The sequence below is a fragment of the Actinomyces sp. genome (assembly GCF_030530635.1).
GTDB lineage: Bacteria > Actinomycetota > Actinomycetes > Actinomycetales > Actinomycetaceae > Actinomyces.
In genome coordinates this window covers 17592-34847 of the sequence record NZ_JAUMUL010000034.1, presented here as the reverse complement: position 1 = coordinate 34847, position 17256 = coordinate 17592, and the positions used below count along the sequence as shown (strand labels likewise).

The 17256-nt window shown below is 66.4% G+C and carries 16 protein-coding genes; 4 read left to right on the top strand and 12 right to left on the bottom strand.

What is annotated here, in order from left to right:
• Window positions 1–76 precede the first annotated feature (76 nt).
• Window positions 77–706: an ATP-binding protein gene (locus tag Q4A20_RS09060; protein ID WP_303122423.1), complete on the bottom strand. Its 630-nt coding sequence runs from the start codon at window positions 704–706 to the stop codon at window positions 77–79.
• Between the two features lie 186 nt (window positions 707–892).
• Between Q4A20_RS09060 and Q4A20_RS09055 the strand changes: the two genes are divergently transcribed.
• From Q4A20_RS09055 to Q4A20_RS09040, 4 genes are all read left to right on the top strand, one after another.
• Entirely contained in the window at window positions 893–2101 is a 1209-nt protein-coding gene (locus Q4A20_RS09055; protein WP_303122422.1) for an ROK family transcriptional regulator, read from the top strand.
• 64 nt (window positions 2102–2165) lie between these two features.
• The gene (locus Q4A20_RS09050) at window positions 2166–2657 is read left to right on the top strand and encodes a PTS sugar transporter subunit IIA (RefSeq protein WP_303122421.1); all 492 of its coding nucleotides are present in this window, start codon (window positions 2166–2168) and stop codon (window positions 2655–2657) included.
• A complete protein-coding gene (locus tag Q4A20_RS09045; RefSeq protein WP_303122419.1) occupies window positions 2654–2926 on the top strand; it encodes a PTS sugar transporter subunit IIB in 273 nt (90 codons plus the stop codon). The genes Q4A20_RS09050 and Q4A20_RS09045 overlap by 4 nt, the downstream gene beginning before the upstream one ends.
• The gene (locus Q4A20_RS09040) at window positions 2923–4395 is read left to right on the top strand and encodes a PTS ascorbate transporter subunit IIC (RefSeq protein ID WP_303122418.1); all 1473 of its coding nucleotides are present in this window, start codon (window positions 2923–2925) and stop codon (window positions 4393–4395) included. The genes Q4A20_RS09045 and Q4A20_RS09040 overlap by 4 nt, the downstream gene beginning before the upstream one ends.
• Before the next feature lie 239 nt (window positions 4396–4634).
• Here the strand turns inward: Q4A20_RS09040 and Q4A20_RS09035 are convergent, their stop codons facing one another.
• From Q4A20_RS09035 to Q4A20_RS08985, 11 genes are all read right to left on the bottom strand, one after another.
• Window positions 4635–6086 carry a mannitol dehydrogenase family protein gene (locus Q4A20_RS09035; protein WP_303122416.1) on the bottom strand — a complete coding sequence of 484 codons (1452 nt, stop codon included), beginning with the start codon at window positions 6084–6086 and terminating at the stop codon, window positions 4635–4637.
• 110 nt (window positions 6087–6196) lie between these two features.
• Complete coding sequence (locus tag Q4A20_RS09030; protein ID WP_303122415.1) at window positions 6197–7513, bottom strand: RbtT/DalT/CsbX family MFS transporter; 1317 nt, start codon at window positions 7511–7513, stop codon at window positions 6197–6199.
• Window positions 7514–7788: 275 nt separating this feature from the next.
• Entirely contained in the window at window positions 7789–8586 is a 798-nt protein-coding gene (locus Q4A20_RS09025; protein ID WP_303122413.1) for a DeoR/GlpR family DNA-binding transcription regulator, read from the bottom strand.
• Window positions 8587–8645: 59 nt separating this feature from the next.
• Window positions 8646–9299, bottom strand: a complete 654-nt coding sequence (locus Q4A20_RS09020) for an LUD domain-containing protein (protein ID WP_303122411.1) — start codon at window positions 9297–9299, stop codon at window positions 8646–8648.
• Window positions 9299–10879 (bottom strand): LutB/LldF family L-lactate oxidation iron-sulfur protein, encoded by a 1581-nt coding sequence (locus Q4A20_RS09015; RefSeq protein ID WP_303122410.1) that lies wholly within the window; start codon window positions 10877–10879, stop codon window positions 9299–9301. The genes Q4A20_RS09020 and Q4A20_RS09015 overlap by 1 nt, the downstream gene beginning before the upstream one ends.
• On the bottom strand, window positions 10879–11679 hold the full coding sequence (locus Q4A20_RS09010) for a (Fe-S)-binding protein (protein ID WP_303122408.1): 801 nt from the start codon (window positions 11677–11679) through the stop codon (window positions 10879–10881). The genes Q4A20_RS09015 and Q4A20_RS09010 overlap by 1 nt, the downstream gene beginning before the upstream one ends.
• A gap of 931 nt (window positions 11680–12610) precedes the next feature.
• A complete protein-coding gene (locus tag Q4A20_RS09005) occupies window positions 12611–13162 on the bottom strand; it encodes a hypothetical protein (protein ID WP_303122407.1) in 552 nt (183 codons plus the stop codon).
• A 37-nt stretch (window positions 13163–13199) separates the two neighbouring features.
• Window positions 13200–13562 carry a hypothetical protein gene (locus Q4A20_RS09000; protein ID WP_303122406.1) on the bottom strand — a complete coding sequence of 121 codons (363 nt, stop codon included), beginning with the start codon at window positions 13560–13562 and terminating at the stop codon, window positions 13200–13202.
• A gap of 13 nt (window positions 13563–13575) precedes the next feature.
• Window positions 13576–14913, bottom strand: a complete 1338-nt coding sequence (locus Q4A20_RS08995; RefSeq protein WP_303122405.1) for a hypothetical protein — start codon at window positions 14911–14913, stop codon at window positions 13576–13578.
• A complete protein-coding gene (locus Q4A20_RS08990) occupies window positions 14910–15218 on the bottom strand; it encodes a hypothetical protein (protein WP_303122403.1) in 309 nt (102 codons plus the stop codon). Before Q4A20_RS08990 ends, Q4A20_RS08995 begins: the two co-directional genes overlap by 4 nt.
• Window positions 15219–15323: 105 nt before the next feature.
• Entirely contained in the window at window positions 15324–17003 is a 1680-nt protein-coding gene (locus Q4A20_RS08985; protein ID WP_303122401.1) for an L-lactate permease, read from the bottom strand.
• Window positions 17004–17256: the final 253 nt, after the last annotated feature.

Here is a 17256-nt window from a genome sequence, read left to right as displayed (position 1 = left end):
GAACTCAGCACGTAAGATCTACCGAACTCGGCGGAGGGGGGCGGGTGTCGCCGTTGGGGGTGCTGGCGCCGCGGCGCTAGGCTCCGATGTGTGCGGCAATGGCCGCCTCACATTCGGCGCGGTCGACCGGGCGGCAGCCCTTGGCCGTCCAACCGGCGATCTTGGCGGGCTCCTCCCGGGCGAGCCGCAGCCCACGGCGCAGCAGTACATGTACGGGTTTGCGGCGCTCGGCCAGGTCGCGGCGCAGTCGGAACCACCAGGTTTGCAGACGCGGTCGGCACAGCACGAGCGCGTCCGCGAGCACGCCCGCCTCCCGGCAGCGATCGACCAGCTCCGCGGCGAACACGCCCTCGGCTACATAGACCGGCGCAGCGTCGACGTCGAGGGTGGTGTAGTCGACGGTGGCGTTGTCCTGAATGGAGTACACGGGCACGGTCGTGGACCCGGTGGAGCACAGGTCGAGAATCGCCGCCATGGCCCGGTCCGCGTCCCAGGAGGCCGGATCGTCCCAGTCGATGGCATGCTGGGCTTCGGTGCGGGTGACGCCGTCGGCACCCGAGACGGAGCCATCCAGCAGCGGCATACCCGGCTCGTCGCCGTCGCGATAGAAGTCGTCGAGCTTCAGGCGGCGTGCGCCAATACGGCGCAACAGGGAAGTCTTGCCGGAACCGGACGGACCGGTAAGTAGGATGACGCGGGTGCTCACAGGGCACAAGGCTAGCCCGCCGGTGCGGTCGGGTGTGGAGGCGGGCGCGGCGCCACCGGTAGATGTGAGTCGCGGCTCCGAGCGTGCGGGGTCTGACGCGTGGCCGTCCGGGCCTGGCCCAGGGGCTGTCACCGAAAGCGGTGGATTGGGTACTATCGCCGGGAAGGGTAAGTGTGGGGCAGCGTCATGGTTAACGTGCGAGAGGTCGAGACGAGTGAACTGCTCGGACTGATTCGCCGCGGTGAGGCAACCACCCGGGCGGAGCTGCAGGATCGTCTGCAACTGTCGCGAGTCACCCTGGGTAAGCGCCTCGACACCCTGCTGCGCGCAGGCCTGGTTGACGAGGCCGGGCAGGACGCCTCAACCGGAGGCAGGCCGCGCACGGTATTTCGGGTTCGCCCCGGCTGCGGCGTGCTGCTGGCCGTAGACATCGGCAGCTCCCGCACCAACCTGGCGGTCACCGACTTCGCCGGGACGATCCTGGTGCGCGACTGCCGGAAGCTGGACCCTTCCGGTGGCCCGGGCGCGGTGCTGCCCTGGATACGCCGTCGCCTGGTAACGATGCTGCGGGAGGTAGACGCCGCGGACGGGGTCCTCGGTGCGGGGATCTGTGTTCCCGCGCCCGTCGACCCCGCCTCCGGCAGGCTCTCCCACCCCCCGCTCATGCCCGGCTGGCACGGCGTCGATATCGCTGCGGAACTGTCGGAGGACTTGGGTGGCGTCCCCGTGGCGGTGGGCAGTGACGCGCAGGTGACCGCACTCGGCGAGTTCCGCACGCACTGGTCCGGGCTCGACGGCGTCGTGCTGGTCAAGGCGGGGGAGGGTATCGCCGCGGCCGCCGTGATCGACGGCGTCGTGCGCACGGGCGCCACCGGAGCGGCCGGAGAACTCGGGCACATGCGGATCCCGGAGGGGCGGCAGTGCCGGTGCGGACGATTCGGCTGTCTGGAATCGGTTGCCGGCGGCTGGGCGCTGCGGGAGCGGCTGAGTGAGGCCGGCTGGACGGTGGGCAGCAGTGAAGAGCTGTCCGGCCTCGCCCTGCGCGGGGACTCGCTGAGCATTGAACTGTTGGAGGACTCGGCACGGCTCGTGGGGCGTGCGCTCGCGCCGGTGGTCGCGGTGCTCAACCCCTCCGCGGTGGTGGTTGCCGGCGCCCTGGCCGACGGCGGTGCGGTGTTTCTGGATCCGCTGCGTGCCGCTTTACAGGCGGTCGGCCCGCAGGAGACCACCCGGCCGCTCACGGTGGTCTCGGCACTTCTGGGGGCCGATGCCGGGGTAGTTGGGGCGGCGCTGCTGGTCCAGGATCTATTGACGTCTCCGGCTCACCTGGACCGGCTGATGGCACGAGTAGCCTCCGAACACACCGACGGCAGTTTTGTAAAACTCTTTACATAACAGGTGATGACGGGTATCGTCGTCGTCACCGGAACCCTCCGGCCCGAATCGAGAAGAGGCGACGATGGCTGTTCTCACTCTGTCCGCTGCGCTACCTGACGTCTCCTTCCGGCTCGACGTCGAGGCGACCGACTGGCGCGCTGCGCTAAGGCTCGCCGGGGAGGGGCTCAGCGCATCCGGTGCGGCAACACCGACCTACACCGAGGAGATGATCGCGGCCGTGGAGGAGCACGGCCCCTACATAGTCATCGCGCCCGGCCTCGCTCTGGCACACTCACGCCCCTCGCCGGCGGTGCTGCGCACCGGCATGAGCTGGGTGCGCCTGATAAACCCAGTGGAATTCGGCAGCCCGAACGATCCGGTCAGGCACATCATCGGCCTGGCGGCCAGGGATGAGCGGGAGCATTTGGACGTCATGGGAGCCCTCGCACGTGCCCTGGTCGACCCCACCGCACGCGCCGAACTGGATCGCGCACCCACCCCCGCGGCACTGCGTGCACTGCTCGCCCCGACCTCGACCGACACCACCACCTCTACCGGATTGGAAGAACAATGAACATCACCTGCGTATGCGGCATGGGCATCGGCACCTCAATGCTGCTGAAGATGAACGTCGAGCAGGCCGCGGCCTCACTCGGTCTGGACGCGGAGGTGAGTACCTCTGACATCGGCACCGCCAAGGGCGCCGCCCAGACCGCGGACCTGATCATCACCTCCGCCGAACTGGCCGATGAACTCACCGGTCTATCAACACCGATCGCCATTGTGCACAACTTCACCGACATCTCCGAGATCAAGGCCGCCTTGAAGGAGAAGACCCAGTGAACGTGCTGGTGGCAGTGCTCGACTTCATCAGCCAGGAGATCCTGAACGTCCCCGCCTATCTGATCGGCATTGTCGCCGCCGTCGGCCTGATCGCCCTGCGCAAGTCCGCTGGACAGGTCATCGGCGGGGGACTCAAAGCAGCGATGGGATATCTGATCCTCGGTGCCGGCGCCACCGTGGTGACCGGCTCACTGGCACCCTTCGGTGACCTGATCTTCAGGGTCACTGGGGCTCACGGCGTCGTCCCCACCAACGAGGTCATCACGGCCCAGGCCGCCAGCGAGTACGGCACCACCTCGGCCTACCTCATCGTGCTCAGTTTCCTGATCATGCTGCTGCTGGCCAGGTTCACTCCGCTGAAGTACGTGTTCCTGACCGGACACCACATGGTGTTCATGGCGACCCTGCTTGCGGTGGTCCTCTCGGTGGGTTTCGGGCCCGGACGCTCCGCCATTGTGGTACTGGTCGGCTCGGTGCTAATGGGCATCATCATGGTGGTGATGCCGGCCTTCGCCCAGCCGTACATGAACCGGGTCACCGGGGACGACAAGCTGGCCGTCGGGCACTTCAACACCGTCGGGTACGTGTTGGCGGGCGTGCTCGGCAGCGCCGTCGGCAAGCGCTCGCGCTCAACCGAGGACATGAAGTTCCCGCAGGGGCTGCGTTTCCTGCGAGACTCCATGGTGTCAACCACCCTGCTGATGCTGGTCCTGTACCTGGTGTTCGCGGTCTGGGGCATGATCGCCGTGCCCCGGGAGGAACTCATGGGCGTCTTCGAGGGGGCGCAGACCTCTGACACTTACGGTTCCTACGTCATGGCGGCCTTCGCCCAGGCGCTGCAGTTTGGCATCGGAGTCAGCATCATCCTGTACGGGGTGCGCATTATCCTCGGTGAACTGGTGCCGGCCTTCCAGGGGATCGCCAACCGGGTGGTTCCTGGCGCGAAGCCCGCGCTCGACATCCCGATCGTGTTCCCCTTCGGGCCCAATGCCTCCCTGATCGGCTTCATCGCCTCCTTCATAGGCGGGTTGGCTTCTCTGGCGCTGATCGCCGTCTGGTTCGGGCCCGCCTGGGGAATGGCGCTGATCCTGCCGGGCATGGTTCCGCACTTCTTCGACGGCGGTGGCGCCGGTGTGTTCGGCAACGCCACCGGCGGTCGCCGCGGCGCGATCCTGGGAGGATTCGTCAACGGCATGCTCATCACCTTTCTGCCCGCTGCGCTGCTGACCGTCATGGGATCTCTGGGGCTGGCGAACTCCACCTTCGGCGACGCCGATTTCGGCTGGTTCGGGTCCATCGTGGGTGTGCTCAGCCGCCTGGGTGCTGTGGGCGGTTCGGCCACGGCACTGGGCTTCGGTGCGCTCCTGTTCGCCGCCGCCTGGTGGTACCAGGTGCGATTGGTCAACGCCGGCTGGATGCCCGCATCCGAGCGGTCGGCATCGTTGAAGGACAAGGCGGCGGCCAGCTGACGGAGGAGGCTGCCTGAACCAGGCTCACCGAAGGGCCCGGCGACCGAAGGCGCCGGGCCCTTCCATACTGCTGGTCTGGTGTGTAGCTTGTGTCGGCCTCGCTAGCCGTCTCGACCGACCTCGGCACGTAACTACTACCGACCTCGGCACGTAACTTCTACCGACCTCGGCACGTAACTTCTACCGAACTCGGCGAAGGGGGCCGGTGGTGAGGGGAGGGGCCGGGGCGGAGAACCGGCTCAGGCGAGCAGGGCGCGCATGCGGGCGCGGGCGCCGTCGCGCTTGAGCGCCGCCAGCTCCTCGGTGTAGGCGGTACGGAAGCGTTCGTCTTCGGCCAGGTCGCCGAAGATCTCCCGGTTGCCGATGAAGCCGAGTGCGTCACCCGCCTCCTGCTTCTCCGCGAAGGGCCGCAGGTCATCGGCCACCGGGATCGCCTCCCCGTTCTCGTCGGTGCCGAGCACCCCCAGCGACCAGGCGGCGCACATGGCCGCCCCCAGGCGGATCGGCCCGCCCGCCGCCAGGTTCTCGCGCACGGTCGGCAGCACGAACTTCGGCATGCCCGACGGGCCGAACTGGGCCAGCCGCAGCAGCGTGTCCGCGATCGCCTCATTGGTGAAGCGCTCGAAGAGCGTGTCGATGTACTCATCCAGGTCGATGCCCGGCACCGGCGCCAGCCGCGGCCGCGCCTCCCGCTCCAGGAAGGCACGCACCCAGGCGGCGATGTCGGGGTCGCCAGCGGCCGTGTGCGCGTACTCCATGCCCAGCAGCCGCCCCCAGTGCGCCAGGCCCTGGTGGGAGGCGTTCAGCAGACGCAGCTTCATCAGCTCGTAGGGGACGACGTCGTCGACCATTTGCACCCCGACCTCCTCATACGGCGGGCGTCCGGCCGGGAAGTCGTCCTCCAGCACCCACTGGGTGAAGGGCTCGGCCACCACCGGCCAGGCGTCCTCCACATCCAGTTCGGCGCGCACCTGCTCAACGTCGGCAGGCGTGGTCTGCGGGGTGATGCGGTCGACCATGCAGTTGGGGAAGGCGACGTTGGCGTCGATCCAGTCGGCCAGTTCCGGGTCGGACAGACGCGCCTGGGCGACGACGGCGGTGCGGGCGATCCTCCCGTTGCCGGGCAGGTTGTCGCAGCTCATCACGGTGAAGGGAGGCACCCCGGCTTTGCGGCGCAGCCGCAGCGCCTCCACGATGTAACCGAAGGAGGTCTCCGGCTCACGGGGGTTGGCGGCGTCGTGGGCGGCGCCGGGGGTGTCGGCCAGGAAGGTGCCGGTGGCGTCGTCGATGTTGTAGCCGCCCTCGGTGACGGTCAGGGAGACGATCCGGGTGGTGGGCGCGGTCATCACCTCCAGCACGCCCGCGCGGTCCTCCGGGGCGAAGCGGTAGTCGCAGATGGAGCCGATGATCGCGGGCTCGTGGTGCCCGTCGGGGTGCTTGAGGGTCAGGCTGTACAGGCAGTCCTGCCCGGTCAGGGCGTCGCGCATGTGGGCGTCCTGGGGCAGCAGGCCTACCCCGCAGATGCCCCAGTCCAAGGCCTTGCCCGCGCGCATGAGCTGGTCCAGGTACATGGCCTGGTGGGCGCGGTGGAAGCCGCCCACACCCATGTGGACGATGCCGGTGGTGATGGCGGAGCGGTCGTAGCTGGGGGCGAGCGGGGAGGCGGCGTGTGTGGGGGTCTGGGTGGACATCGTTGTCTTGATGCGGGGGGGGGGGTGTGGAATGGGATGGGGTCGGGGGGGGGCGGGGGGCGGGGGCGCGCTGGGCGGCTCCGGCCCGACGGCGTTGCTTTGGTGAGTGGTCAGGCGGTGACCGCCTCCTTATTCTCGTCGGCATCCTGGTCCCCGAAGCTCTCGAGGATGCGGGCATTGCCGGGCAGCTTCAGGGCGAAGCACAGGAAGAAGGAGACCACATAGATGCCGGCCAGTGCCATGGCCACCCACAGGTAGCCGGAGGCGGTGGTCTCATCCCCCATGAGCAGGGTGACGATGGCCGGGCCGACGAAGGCACCCAGGCCGGCACCGAGGTTCAGGATGGCCAGCGCGTTACCGGTCTCGCCGTGGGCGTGGGCGGTGATCAGCGGCGTGGTGGGCACGTGGGCGCTGAGCCCGATGCCGACGGCGGAGGTTCCCAGGGCGATCAGGAAGAAGTTCGGCCCCGCGACGATCGGGATCAGGTAGATGTAGGCCAGCGCCGCCGCCGTGATGGGGGTGGCGAACCACTGGAGGGTGTTGCGCCAACCCAGCTTGTCGCCGACCACGCCCCAGAAGACGTCGCCGATGATGGCCACGAAGCCGAAGATGGAGAACTCCAGGATCGCTTGGGACTCGGGCATGCCGTAGACCTTGTGCAGGTAGACCACGTAGTAGGCCTGCATGCCGTACTGACCGGACAGGTTGATGACCTTGACGATGCCGCCTATGGACACTTTCGGGTAGCGCCACAGCACGGAGACGGCCGAGCCTACGGACTGGACCACGGACTTACCGCGGGTCTGTGCCGAGGAGGGGTGCAACCGCAGGAACATCATGCCCATGATGCCGCCGCCGGCCGCCAGGATCCAGCCGAGCCACAGGGTGGCGATGTGACCGATTTGCGGCAGCAGCAGACTGGAGAAGTAGGAGCCGAGCAGCTGCATACCGAGGCTGAAGGCGAACCAGAACCAGCCGGAGACCGAGGACTGCCGGGCGGGCGGGGTCACCATCATGGTCCAGGTCAGGAACCCATAGGCGAACATGGGGTAGCCGAAGCCGCGGAAGCCGTAGAACAGCAGCAGCAGCGGCAGATTATGGCTGGGCAGACCAATCACGATGAACAGCGCGTCGAACACCAGGAATGAGACCAGGCCGATCAGCATCACCCTGCGGCAGCCGATCGCGTCGCACAAGGCGCCGGACAGGAAGGCCGCAATGGCCACGACCACCCCGTAGGAGGTGACGATCATTGAGGCGTGGGAGACGGAGAAGCCGACGGCGTCGCTGGACAGGTAGTTGGTGATCCAGACGGCCTCAATTCCGTCGCCGATCACGAAGATGATGACCGCCAGGAACCCGGTGGCGAGGTTGGTTGGGAATCCGGTCTTCTGTATGGCTGCTATGAGCCTGTTGGAGGAGGGCATCGTTGCTCGATCACCTTCGGTTGTTGTTTTCAGGGCCGGCGTCCTTCGCCGGTGAAAACAGTGTGGGGGCGGGGGGTGACCGTCCCGGTGACCGGTTGGGGGTGTGGAGATTGCCGGTGTGCGGCTGCGGAAGCGGCTACCTGCAGCGGCTCCAGGTGACCGAATGGCGCCGAAGTTTACCGATACCGGGCGCGCCGGTGACCGTTTCTCCTTATTGTCATTATTCTTTTTATTCGCCCGGCTGCCGGACGCCGGCGCCCGGCAGCCGTTGGGGGTCAGACCCGGTCTACCTGCGGGCCGAAGGATCTCAGCCGGCGGGCCGTCGTCGCGCGCAACTCCCTGCCGGTGATGATGCGGTCCAGGGCGCGCGCGTGCCCGAAACGTACGAAGGTCGAGTGCCCGAACTTGCTGTGATTGCCGACGAGAATGGTGCTGCGGGCGACGGCGAGCGCCGTCTCCTTGACTGCGGCCACGGCCGGATCCGGGGTGGTCAGCCAGCCGTCGTCGGTTACGCCGTTGGCCCCGATGAAGGCCAGGTCCGGTTCCATCCGCTCCAGCATGGCGGTCGCCCAGTGGTCGACGGCGCCCAGGGTCTTCGGTCGGATTCGGCCACCGACGGCAATCACCGTGTAGCGCGGCCGCTCGGACAGCTCGATCGCCGTCGGCAGGCAGGTCGTCACCAGCGTCAGAGCACGGTCGGCCGGCAGCGCACGTCCGACCAGCAGCGGCTGGTTGCCCTCGTCCAGGAAGATGGTCTCCGCGTGCCCCAGGCGGGCCGCGGCCGCCCGGGCGATGCGATCCTTCTCATCGATGTTGTGGCTGGAGCGGAAATCACGGCTGGTCTCATAGGCGGCCGACTCCGCGGCCGCCACCCGCCCATAGGTGCGGATGATGCGGCCACTGGACTCCAGGCGGCGCAGGTCGCGGCGGATGGTCTCCACGGACACACCGAAGCGCCCCGGTAGCTCGGACACCTCCATCTCACCGCGTTCGCGCAACTCGCGGATGAGCGCCTCACGGCGCGCCCGAGTGTCAGAGCGCGCCGGAGGCGAGTCAGGGATGCCGTTGTTCATATGAGCCTCGTTGCCGTCAGGTGTCGGCCGTCAGCGCCGCCCCTGAGGCGGCAGGGTAATCAGTGGGCGATGACCACACCCAGGTTGCGCGGGCCGTGCACGCCGTTGACGCGTACCAGCTCGATGTCTGAGGTGGCCGAGCCGCCGGCGATCCAGGTGGTCGGACGCGTCGGATGCTGCCCGAGCACGTCCACCGCCTGCGGCACCGTCGGCATGATCGTCTCCCGCTCCAGGACCACCACGTGCTTGTCCGGAACGAGACTGATGGCGCGTCGGCCCTGGTCGGGCTCGCCATCCAGGCAGATCGTGCCCGACATGGAGATCCCCACACGCGAGCAGGTCAGCACCGCCTCGATCCGGTCCAGTTCCAGGGTCGGGATCGGCTCCTGGCGGGAGTCCTCGCGCACGCTGCGTCCACCGCGGGCGGCAGCCTCCTTGTAGGCCTGCGGTAGTCCGGCAGGGACGACGACGCTCTTGGCCGCCCCGAGCAGCTCATCGATGGCGTCCAGGATGGCGGCGTCCTTCGGTGCGCGTATTACCTCCGCGGAGTAGTCCTCAAGCTTCTCGATCATGTCCGCCACCACAGGCTCGGAGCCGGGGGCGTGGGCACCCTCCCGAAGGTAGTTGCGGGGGATCTCCCGGACGGGCCGGCCCTGCTGGGAGCGGGAGATGGCCTCGCGGGCGCGGGCGAGAATGGCGGTCTTGGCGTCCATCAGCGGTTCTCCTCGGTGGCGGCGGGCTGGGTGGCGTCGACTCCCGATCGGGATGGGGTGATGCCCTCGGGGTGGGTGCGCTTCCACCACTGCCGCAGCGACTCCTTGGGGGCCACGGGCAGGTCGCGCGAGCGCGTCCACAGGGAGGCGGGGAACGGCAGGGCGCCGATCCGTCCGTCCTTCCCGATCATCCGGGTGGCCTTGACCCCCTCGGTGGCGGCCAGCCAGGCCTTGCCGTTGGACATGACCGGGGTGGTGGCGTTCATGGCTACGTCCCACATATCCGGTACCAGGCGGCGTTTGACGTCGACGCTGCGGGCGCGCAGGTGGATGAGGATCGTGGGGATGTCGATCTTGACCGGGCACACCTCCGCGCACGCCCCGCACAGGGAGGAGGCGAAGGGCAGGGTGTGGACCGGGTCGTCGTCGTCGAGCCCCTGCGTGAGCTGGGGGGTGAGGATCGCGCCGATGGGGCCGGGGTAGACCGAGCCGTAGGCGTGACCGGACGTGTGCTGGTAGACGGGGCAGATGTTCATGCACGAGCCGCAGCGGATGCAGGCCAGTGCCTGCCGGCCGATCGGGTCGGTGAGCACCTTGGTGCGGCCGTTGTCCATGAGGATGAGGTGGAACTCCTGGGGGCCGTCGCCGGGGGTGACGCCCGTCCACATGGAGGTGTAGGGGTTCATGCGCTCGCCGGTGGCTGAGCGGGGCAGCAACTGAGCGAAGATCTCCGCATCCTGGTAGCGGGGGACCAGCTTCTCGATACCCATAAGCGTGATCAGCGTGTCCGGCAGGGTCAGGCACATTCGGCCGTTTCCCTCGGACTCGAAGATGGAGACGGTGCCGGTCTCGGCGATGCCCATGTTGGTGCCGGAGACGGCCACGGAGGCGTGCAGGAACTTCCGGCGCAGGTGGGCCCGCGCGGCCCCGGCGAGCTCCTCGGGCTTGTCCGAAAGGTCCGCGGGGGCGTCCCCCATGCGGTCCAGGAAGATGCCACGCACCTCGGAGCGGTTGCGGTGGATCGCCGGGACCACGATGTGGGAGGGCATGTCATCGGCGAGTTGGACGATCATCTCCGCCAGGTCGGTCTCATGGGCGGTGATGCCCTCATCCGCCAGGTACTCGTTGAGGTTGGTCTCCTGGGTGGCCATCGACTTGACCTTGACGACGTCGTCCACGCCCTTGGACTTGATGATGTCGGCGACGATGCGGTTGGCCTCCGCGGCGTCGCGCGCCCAGTGGACGATGCCGCCATGGGCGGTCACATTCGCCTCGAACTGCTCCAGCAGTTCGGGCAGGCGGGAAGCGACCTCGAACTTCACGGCCTCGGCGGCCTCCCGCAGGTCCTCCCAGTCCGGCATCTCATCCACGCGCAGCTGCCGCTTGTTACGGATGGTGCGGGTGGCGTGGCCCAGGTTGCGGCGCATCTGGGTGTTGGCGAGGGTCTTGTGCGCGCCCTCGGGGAAGGTGTGGCCCCAGCGGAGAGTGTCCCGCGGGACCTCGACGTTGGTGCGCCAGCCGCCGGTGTGCGGCTGCTCTTCGGGGGTGACGGCGGGCATGCCGAGGAAAGTCTGAGTCATTACAGTCGCACCTGGTCCTTGCTGGGCTGGAAGGAGACGTGGCCTTCGAAGGGGGCCTCCTTGGTGGAGGCGAGGATCTCCGCCAGGTGCATCACGCGCACGCCGGAGTTGACGCGGGACAGTGCCCCGCCGATGTTCATCAGGCAGGAGTAGTCGCCCGTGCACAGCACCTCGGCGCCGGTGGACATGACGTTGGCGGCCTTGTCCGCGACCATGGCGGTGGAGGTGTCGGAGTTCTTGATGGAGAAGGTGCCGCCGAAGCCGCAGCACACCTTCTCATCCGGCAGGTCTATGAGGGTCAGCCCCTCGACGGCGCGCAGCAGCCGGTAGGGGCGGTCGCCGACGTGCGCCACCCGCATGGAGTGGCAGGTGGGGTGATAGGTGACGGTGTGCGGGAAGTAGGCGCCTACATCCTCCAACCCGAGTACGTCGATGAGGAACTCGGAGATGTCGTAGGTGTAGGGGCTCAGGGCTTCGACCCGCTTGACCAGGGCGGTGTCACCCACGTGCTCAGCCACCAGCCGCTGCTCGTGCCGGGCGGCGCCGGCGCAGGAGCCGGAGGGGACGACGACGGCGTCCCACTCCCCGTCCAGGACCGGTTCGAAGGTCTTGACGTGGTTGGCGACGATCGAGGCGGCTTGCTTGAAGTAGCCGGTGTTGGCGTGCATCTGGCCGCAGCAGGCCTGGCCCTGGGGGAAGACGACCTCGTGGCCGAGGCGTTCGAGAATGCTGACGGTGGCCTGTGCGGCCTGGGGGAACATCGTGTCAGCCAGACACGTGGCGAATAGTGCGATGCGCAAGAGAACGGTTCCTTCCTCCACGGCGGCGTTGGCATATCCGCAACCAGGCTAGGGCAGGGAGGTGACCGGCTCCACTGCTTGCGGCGGGCATCTTGTCGGCTTCTTGTAGATGCCTGGAAACATGCGGGAAACCTGTGTTTGCGGGGGCTGCCGCGTGGTCGGTGTCGACGGCGGTGCCAGCGCGGCGCGCGTCACATTGCGCAAGCCTCGGCTTCGGTTTTCCTCACCTGCGGCCAAACCGACGCCAAGGCTAAGCGGCGCAGGTGCCGGAGCCGGCGATGTTGTGTTCGCCCTGCCGGGTCGGGACTACGGCGAAGCGGCGCGGGCGCCGGAGTCCCCGCGGGTGGACGTGTTATCGCCCCGATGGGATGGAGCTGGCCGCCGTCGGTCGACGGGATGGTTGGTGGCCAACGGCGTGGCCGAGGATCCCGGTTGGCCGTCGGGGCAAGCCGGTCTTTACTACGCCGGATCGGCCTCTACTACGCCGGTTAGCGGTTGGTTGTACGCCTTCGAGTCCTTCAATCGACTTCTAACCGGCGTACCCAACGTCGAAGTGGCGTAGTAGAGAGCGGACCGCGGGAGATGGCGGCAGCCAACCACGATGGTGATCCCGGCGCTGTGGGGTTGACCGTGCCGCCAGGCGGGTGGGCTTGTCACCAGGTGAGCGACGGCGCAGGCCGTACCGATTCGTGTCGTTGCTGTCACCTATGCTGGAACCGCCTGCTTCGGCACCTCCTCTCGGAACAATCCATGTCCTTGGCCGAGAAGGTAGGAGCCAGGAAGGAGGTGAGGGCCATGTCCAAGCCGAGGGGCCGACATGCCAAAGTTCGCAAGCGCCATTGGTGTCCTCGCGGGTAGGGCCGCGGCTCGGGGCTACCCCGCGTGCTCGAAGCCTTCGCCAAGCGCGTGCGGGCGGCGGTCCGGGGAGCTGTCAGGAGTAGCTGCCCGTGCCGACCAGGACGACGAGGCCACAGTCGGTGGACAGCGCCAGCTCATCCACCGTGAACCGCTCCGACCCTCCCACGAGATCGGCGTTCTCGGTGTCAAGAATCCGGTTGGCGTCAGCTTCGGGAACGGTTACGAAGATGCATTCCTGGGGGACGTACTGGTGCAGGTCGGGGTGGGTCGGCGGCAACAGGTCCGGCGTGGTGGTCGCGGCATCCCCCAGTGCCTGGCTGGTGGCCTCATCGACTTCGACGACGGCGTGGAACCAGTACGGCCGGTCGGGCACCGGCAGCCGGGACTCGCCCTCGTTGACCCGATACTGCCCAACGAAGTGCACGCCGGTGGCACCCATTGCCGGCATGCGGCTGGTGACAGATTCCAAGGAAGTCTGCACGGTCAGTGGCTCGGGCACGTACTCGACGAACTCGGCGAAACGTTTGTCTTGCTGGTCATCCTGCCCGTGAGAGGAGACCGCAGAGCACCCTGCAAGAATCAGTGCTATGCAAGCGGTTCCTGCGGAGAACAACTTGTGTCGCATATACTTTCCCATGCCTGTGTCCTGATCTATTCTTTAGTTACCGGGTGACGAACCGACGCACGTAGAGGGTTCTCCCCGCGAGCGCTGCGAATGTTGGCGACATACTGATTCCCAGTCCGCCAACCAGACTGCTGCCGGTCCTCCAGGCCAGGGCTCTATCCACTCCAAGGATGACCGGCAGATCTGTGGGCAGGCGGACAAAGGTATCTGTGTACGACGCGAGTTCCTTGGCGAAGACTAGGTCTACCGTCACCAGGGCGTGTATCCAGGTGGAGACCAGGCCTGGCAGACCATCATCAGAGTCATCGCAGATTACCCACTTGCTGGGCTCGTCTCCCCTAAGAACCGGGATGAGTGGTTGCAGAGGGGCGGTGTCGGTTCGAAGCCTACCGGTTGCCATCTACTTTTCCTCCTCAATATTGCCGACCATCAGGATAACGGTTGACTTTGTCATCACCGCCGGGCTCGTTGCGGGGGTAACGGCCGCCGCCGTTGTCCCAGCCGCTGCGCCAGTCGTTGCGGTCTCTGGACTCGTCATTGCGCCAGCCTCCTACATCTTGGGTGGCGTCATCTCCGAACTGAGGTGGCTCCTCCCCGACTCTCCATGACACCGTACGCGTTACGGTACCGCTAGTGTCGAAGCTCTGCGCCCAGCCCAGTTCTTCGAATCGACCATTTTCAGAATCGGGTGTCCCCGTTGCGATGTCTCCTGCGCCGTCGTTGAAATTCCAACGGTCTTTCGCTGTGATGGTGGTAGTCACTGTGATGGTGTCGCCTTCCACCTTCATGGTTGTGTCGCTGTAATAGGAATATCCACCTACTGCTTTTTGCCAGTTTTCGGTCTCGGGGTAAAATGTACTGGTTTTGATTTCTGAGTGGAAGTCGGTGTCTGTGTAGCCGTTCTGCGCTAGCTCATTCGCTGCGGCTACAACCTCGTTCATCTCGCTATCGATCTCTTTGCGGATCGAAGCGTCCTCTCGGTATGCCTCCTCAAAGTCAAAGGTCATGGGTGTGCCACTTGCATCCCGGAAGTGCTCATACATCGGTAGGGCGTCGTCAAGATCGGGGCGAAGCATTTGAGCTCCTCGCAGCATAGCTTCCCACTTAAGCCATAACTTAAGGTCTTCTGGTGTCGCTTCCCCCCTCTTGGAACCGAAGGGAAAGTCGTCATCAAAGTTGATAGTCCGGTCCGGAGAATCCCCAGTTGTATAACCGTTGGATGTGGCGTATGCGGCATCATGTGGTGACATTGGGGCCGCGGCTCCGCCGTTAGTTAGCTGGGCGGTCGCCTGAACATCTACTAAGGTGATGGCGTGTGCGAAAGCATTGAGTGCAATTTGCATTGAGGCCATCTGGATGATCAGGAACCCTCGGCCAGTCCCTCGCTTCTGTTTATCTGAAAGCGACAGTCTCCAGTCGTCGGACACCTCGAAGCCCGCGGCTTTCATCCGGCGTGCCGCAGCAACTGCCCGCTCGCACACCGCGGTCTTGGCACTGGCGTACCACGTCAGCAAATCGGCGTGGCGATCGAGGCTGATGGCCAGTTCCTTGACTGACCCTGATACTGAGTCGGTGCGCACGGCGAACGCAGTCGCTGCTTCACCTCGCCAGTCCTCGGCGGCTAGGGACTGTATGCTATTGATTCCGTCCGCGACATCGTTCGCTATGCGTCGCTGGGAGGCCAGACCGCGAGCGGCTCGGAAATAGGGCTCCGGCGTGAAGGATTCAGCGGCCGTCAATGTCACCGTCACGGCTTCACTCCTCGCGGCTGCATGATATGTCTTGCTGAGGCGGCTACTTCTTCTTCGGCCGCTGCGAAGTTGCTGGAAGTGCGCATCACTCCCTCTGAAACAGTGTTAATTTGTTGAATTAGGGATCTTTGGGTAGTCGCCAGTTCTGTAAGGCTGGTATTGAACGCCTCAGGGAATCCTGAGGTGGCTTGCTGGGCGGTTACTGACCAGTCGGTCGGGAATGCTGAAAGATTAGCTTGTTCTCCGTCCAAACGTGAGGCTATAGTTGACAGCGTGTCGAAGCGGACGATGAGATCGTATTGCACGAGTGTACCTTAACCTGGTTGTACTCTTCGGGCCACCGTGGCGTTGCCGAATGAGATGCATATAACCGGCTTAGCGCTTTAGTCTGTTGGTTGCCAGTCTTGTTGCTATTGTGCCGGCATGTAGGCGCCCAGCCACCCCTGGGAGGCAGCCAGCACCAGGCAGCACAGAATCAGCAGCAGGCCGATGGAGTAGGGGGCGGCCTTCTTGAGGATCTCCGCGTCGGTTCCGGGGGCGTCCACCGCGGTGGTGACCACCGCCAGGTTCTGCGGGGAGACGATCTTGCCCAAGCCGCCGCCGATGGTGTTTGCGGCCAGCAGGATGCGCGGGTCCAGGTGGGCCTGTGCGGCGGCGGTGGCCTGGAGGTTGGCGAACAGGGCGCCGGCACTGGTGGCCGAGCCCGCCACCGCCGTACCGATCCAGCCCAGTACGGGGGAGAGGAAGGCGAAGGCCGCCCCCGTGGTGGCCAGGGCCGCACCCACGGCCGTGGTCTGGCCGGAGAAGTTCATGACGTAGGCCAGCGCCATCACGGAGGCGATGGTGAGGATGGACATGCGCAGCGTGTAGATGGTGCGCGGCAGCACCGCGAACATGGCGCCGATGGAGGTCTGGAAGCGTCCGCCCGAGGAGCGAGTGCCGTAAATGATGCACACGATCACCGCGGTCAGCAAGATCCAGGTGCCCGGGTTGGACAGGGTCTGCAGATTGTAGACCGCAGAGGTGGAGGCCTCGCCGTCGGCGGTGAGCAGACTGCCGTAAACGCCCGGCCAGGGGATCTTGATGTCGGTGGCGGACAGGGCGGCGGACAGATCCACGCCGAACTTCCACAGCTTGGTGATGGCGATGATGACCACCACCAGCACGTAGGGCAGCAGCGACAGTACGACGCGTTCACGGTCGGGCTTGTCGGAGGCGGCGACCTCGGAGTGGTACTCCTCCGGGGTGCTCGGCGTCCACGCCAGCAGGAACAGGTAGCAGGCGGCGAAGGCCAGCAGCGCCCCCACCACCGAGGTCAGCTCGTAGGAGACGCCGGGGGTGATGAAGTGTCCGGCGCCGGCCGCGATGCCGGCCACCAGGGCCAGCGGCCAAAGCTGCCTCACCCCGCGGGCGCCGTCGAGGATGAACAGCAGCAGGAAGGGCACCAGCACACAGATCAGGGAGGTCAGGTGGCCCATGTTCTGAGCCACGGAGACCGGCTCCTCACCGCCCAGGTTCCCGGCTGTGGTCACCGGGATGGACATGGCGCCGAAGCCGACGTAGATGCCGTTGCCCACGATCGTGGCGATCGCCGCCTTGAGCTTGGGCACCCCCAGGGTCACCAGCATGGCGGCGGTGATGGCCACCGGTGCGCCGAAGCCGGCCAGCCCCTCCAGCAGACCGCAGAAGCAGAAGGCGACGATCAGAGCCTGGGCCCGCTGGTCGCCCTTGCCGATCGTGTTGAACACGGCCTTGAGATCCTGGCTGCGCCCGGAGGTCTCGGTGAGGTTGTACAGCCAGACGGCGGCGATGATGATGTAGATGATGGGTACGAAGCCCATGGCCAGGCCCTGGGTGGCCGACAGTGCCGTCATCCCCACCGGCATGTGGAAGGCGATGACGGCGATCACGGCCGACAGTGCCAGGGCGATGATCGCGCACCAGTGCGTGGCGACCTTGAAGGCCCCCATGAGGACGAAGAACGCGATCAGCGGCAGCAGACCGATGATCGCGGTGAGGAAGACGTTGTCCCCGACGGCGGTGGTCGAGGGGGTGAAGGCCGTGGTGAGAAGTGGTGCGGTGAGCGTCATGGTGGGTTCCGGGCTGGTCGGTGGCATCGGCGTCGGGACCGGGGCGTAGATCGCTGCGGCCACGACATGTGGATCATCTCATCTTTTCGCCGCTGACGTGTAGGGCTCGGCGGACTTGTGCGGATCTCCGTATCCCACCCGGAGGGCTCACGTTGTTGCCGGATATGCGGCGGGGGGGGGGGGCCTGATGTGCCCCGTACCCGCGGATTGGCCATAACCACGCCGCCCCGCCCCCCCCCCCACCACCCGGGGC

Coding starts and splice junctions, on each gene's coding strand:
- Q4A20_RS09020 (WP_303122411.1), bottom strand. CDS start 9,299: ATGGACGCCAAGACCGCCATTCTCGCCCGCGCCCGCGAGGCCATCTCC.
- Q4A20_RS09035 (WP_303122416.1), bottom strand. CDS start 6,086: ATGTCCACCCAGACCCCCACACACGCCGCCTCCCCGCTCGCCCCCAGC.
- Q4A20_RS08985 (WP_303122401.1), bottom strand. CDS start 17,003: ATGACGCTCACCGCACCACTTCTCACCACGGCCTTCACCCCCTCGACC.
- Q4A20_RS09045 (WP_303122419.1), top strand. CDS start 2,654: ATGAACATCACCTGCGTATGCGGCATGGGCATCGGCACCTCAATGCTG.
- Q4A20_RS09050 (WP_303122421.1), top strand. CDS start 2,166: ATGGCTGTTCTCACTCTGTCCGCTGCGCTACCTGACGTCTCCTTCCGG.
- Q4A20_RS09000 (WP_303122406.1), bottom strand. CDS start 13,562: ATGGCAACCGGTAGGCTTCGAACCGACACCGCCCCTCTGCAACCACTC.
- Q4A20_RS09055 (WP_303122422.1), top strand. CDS start 893: ATGGTTAACGTGCGAGAGGTCGAGACGAGTGAACTGCTCGGACTGATT.
- Q4A20_RS09005 (WP_303122407.1), bottom strand. CDS start 13,162: ATGCGACACAAGTTGTTCTCCGCAGGAACCGCTTGCATAGCACTGATT.
- Q4A20_RS09015 (WP_303122410.1), bottom strand. CDS start 10,879: ATGACTCAGACTTTCCTCGGCATGCCCGCCGTCACCCCCGAAGAGCAG.
- Q4A20_RS09030 (WP_303122415.1), bottom strand. CDS start 7,513: ATGCCCTCCTCCAACAGGCTCATAGCAGCCATACAGAAGACCGGATTC.
- Q4A20_RS09025 (WP_303122413.1), bottom strand. CDS start 8,586: ATGAACAACGGCATCCCTGACTCGCCTCCGGCGCGCTCTGACACTCGG.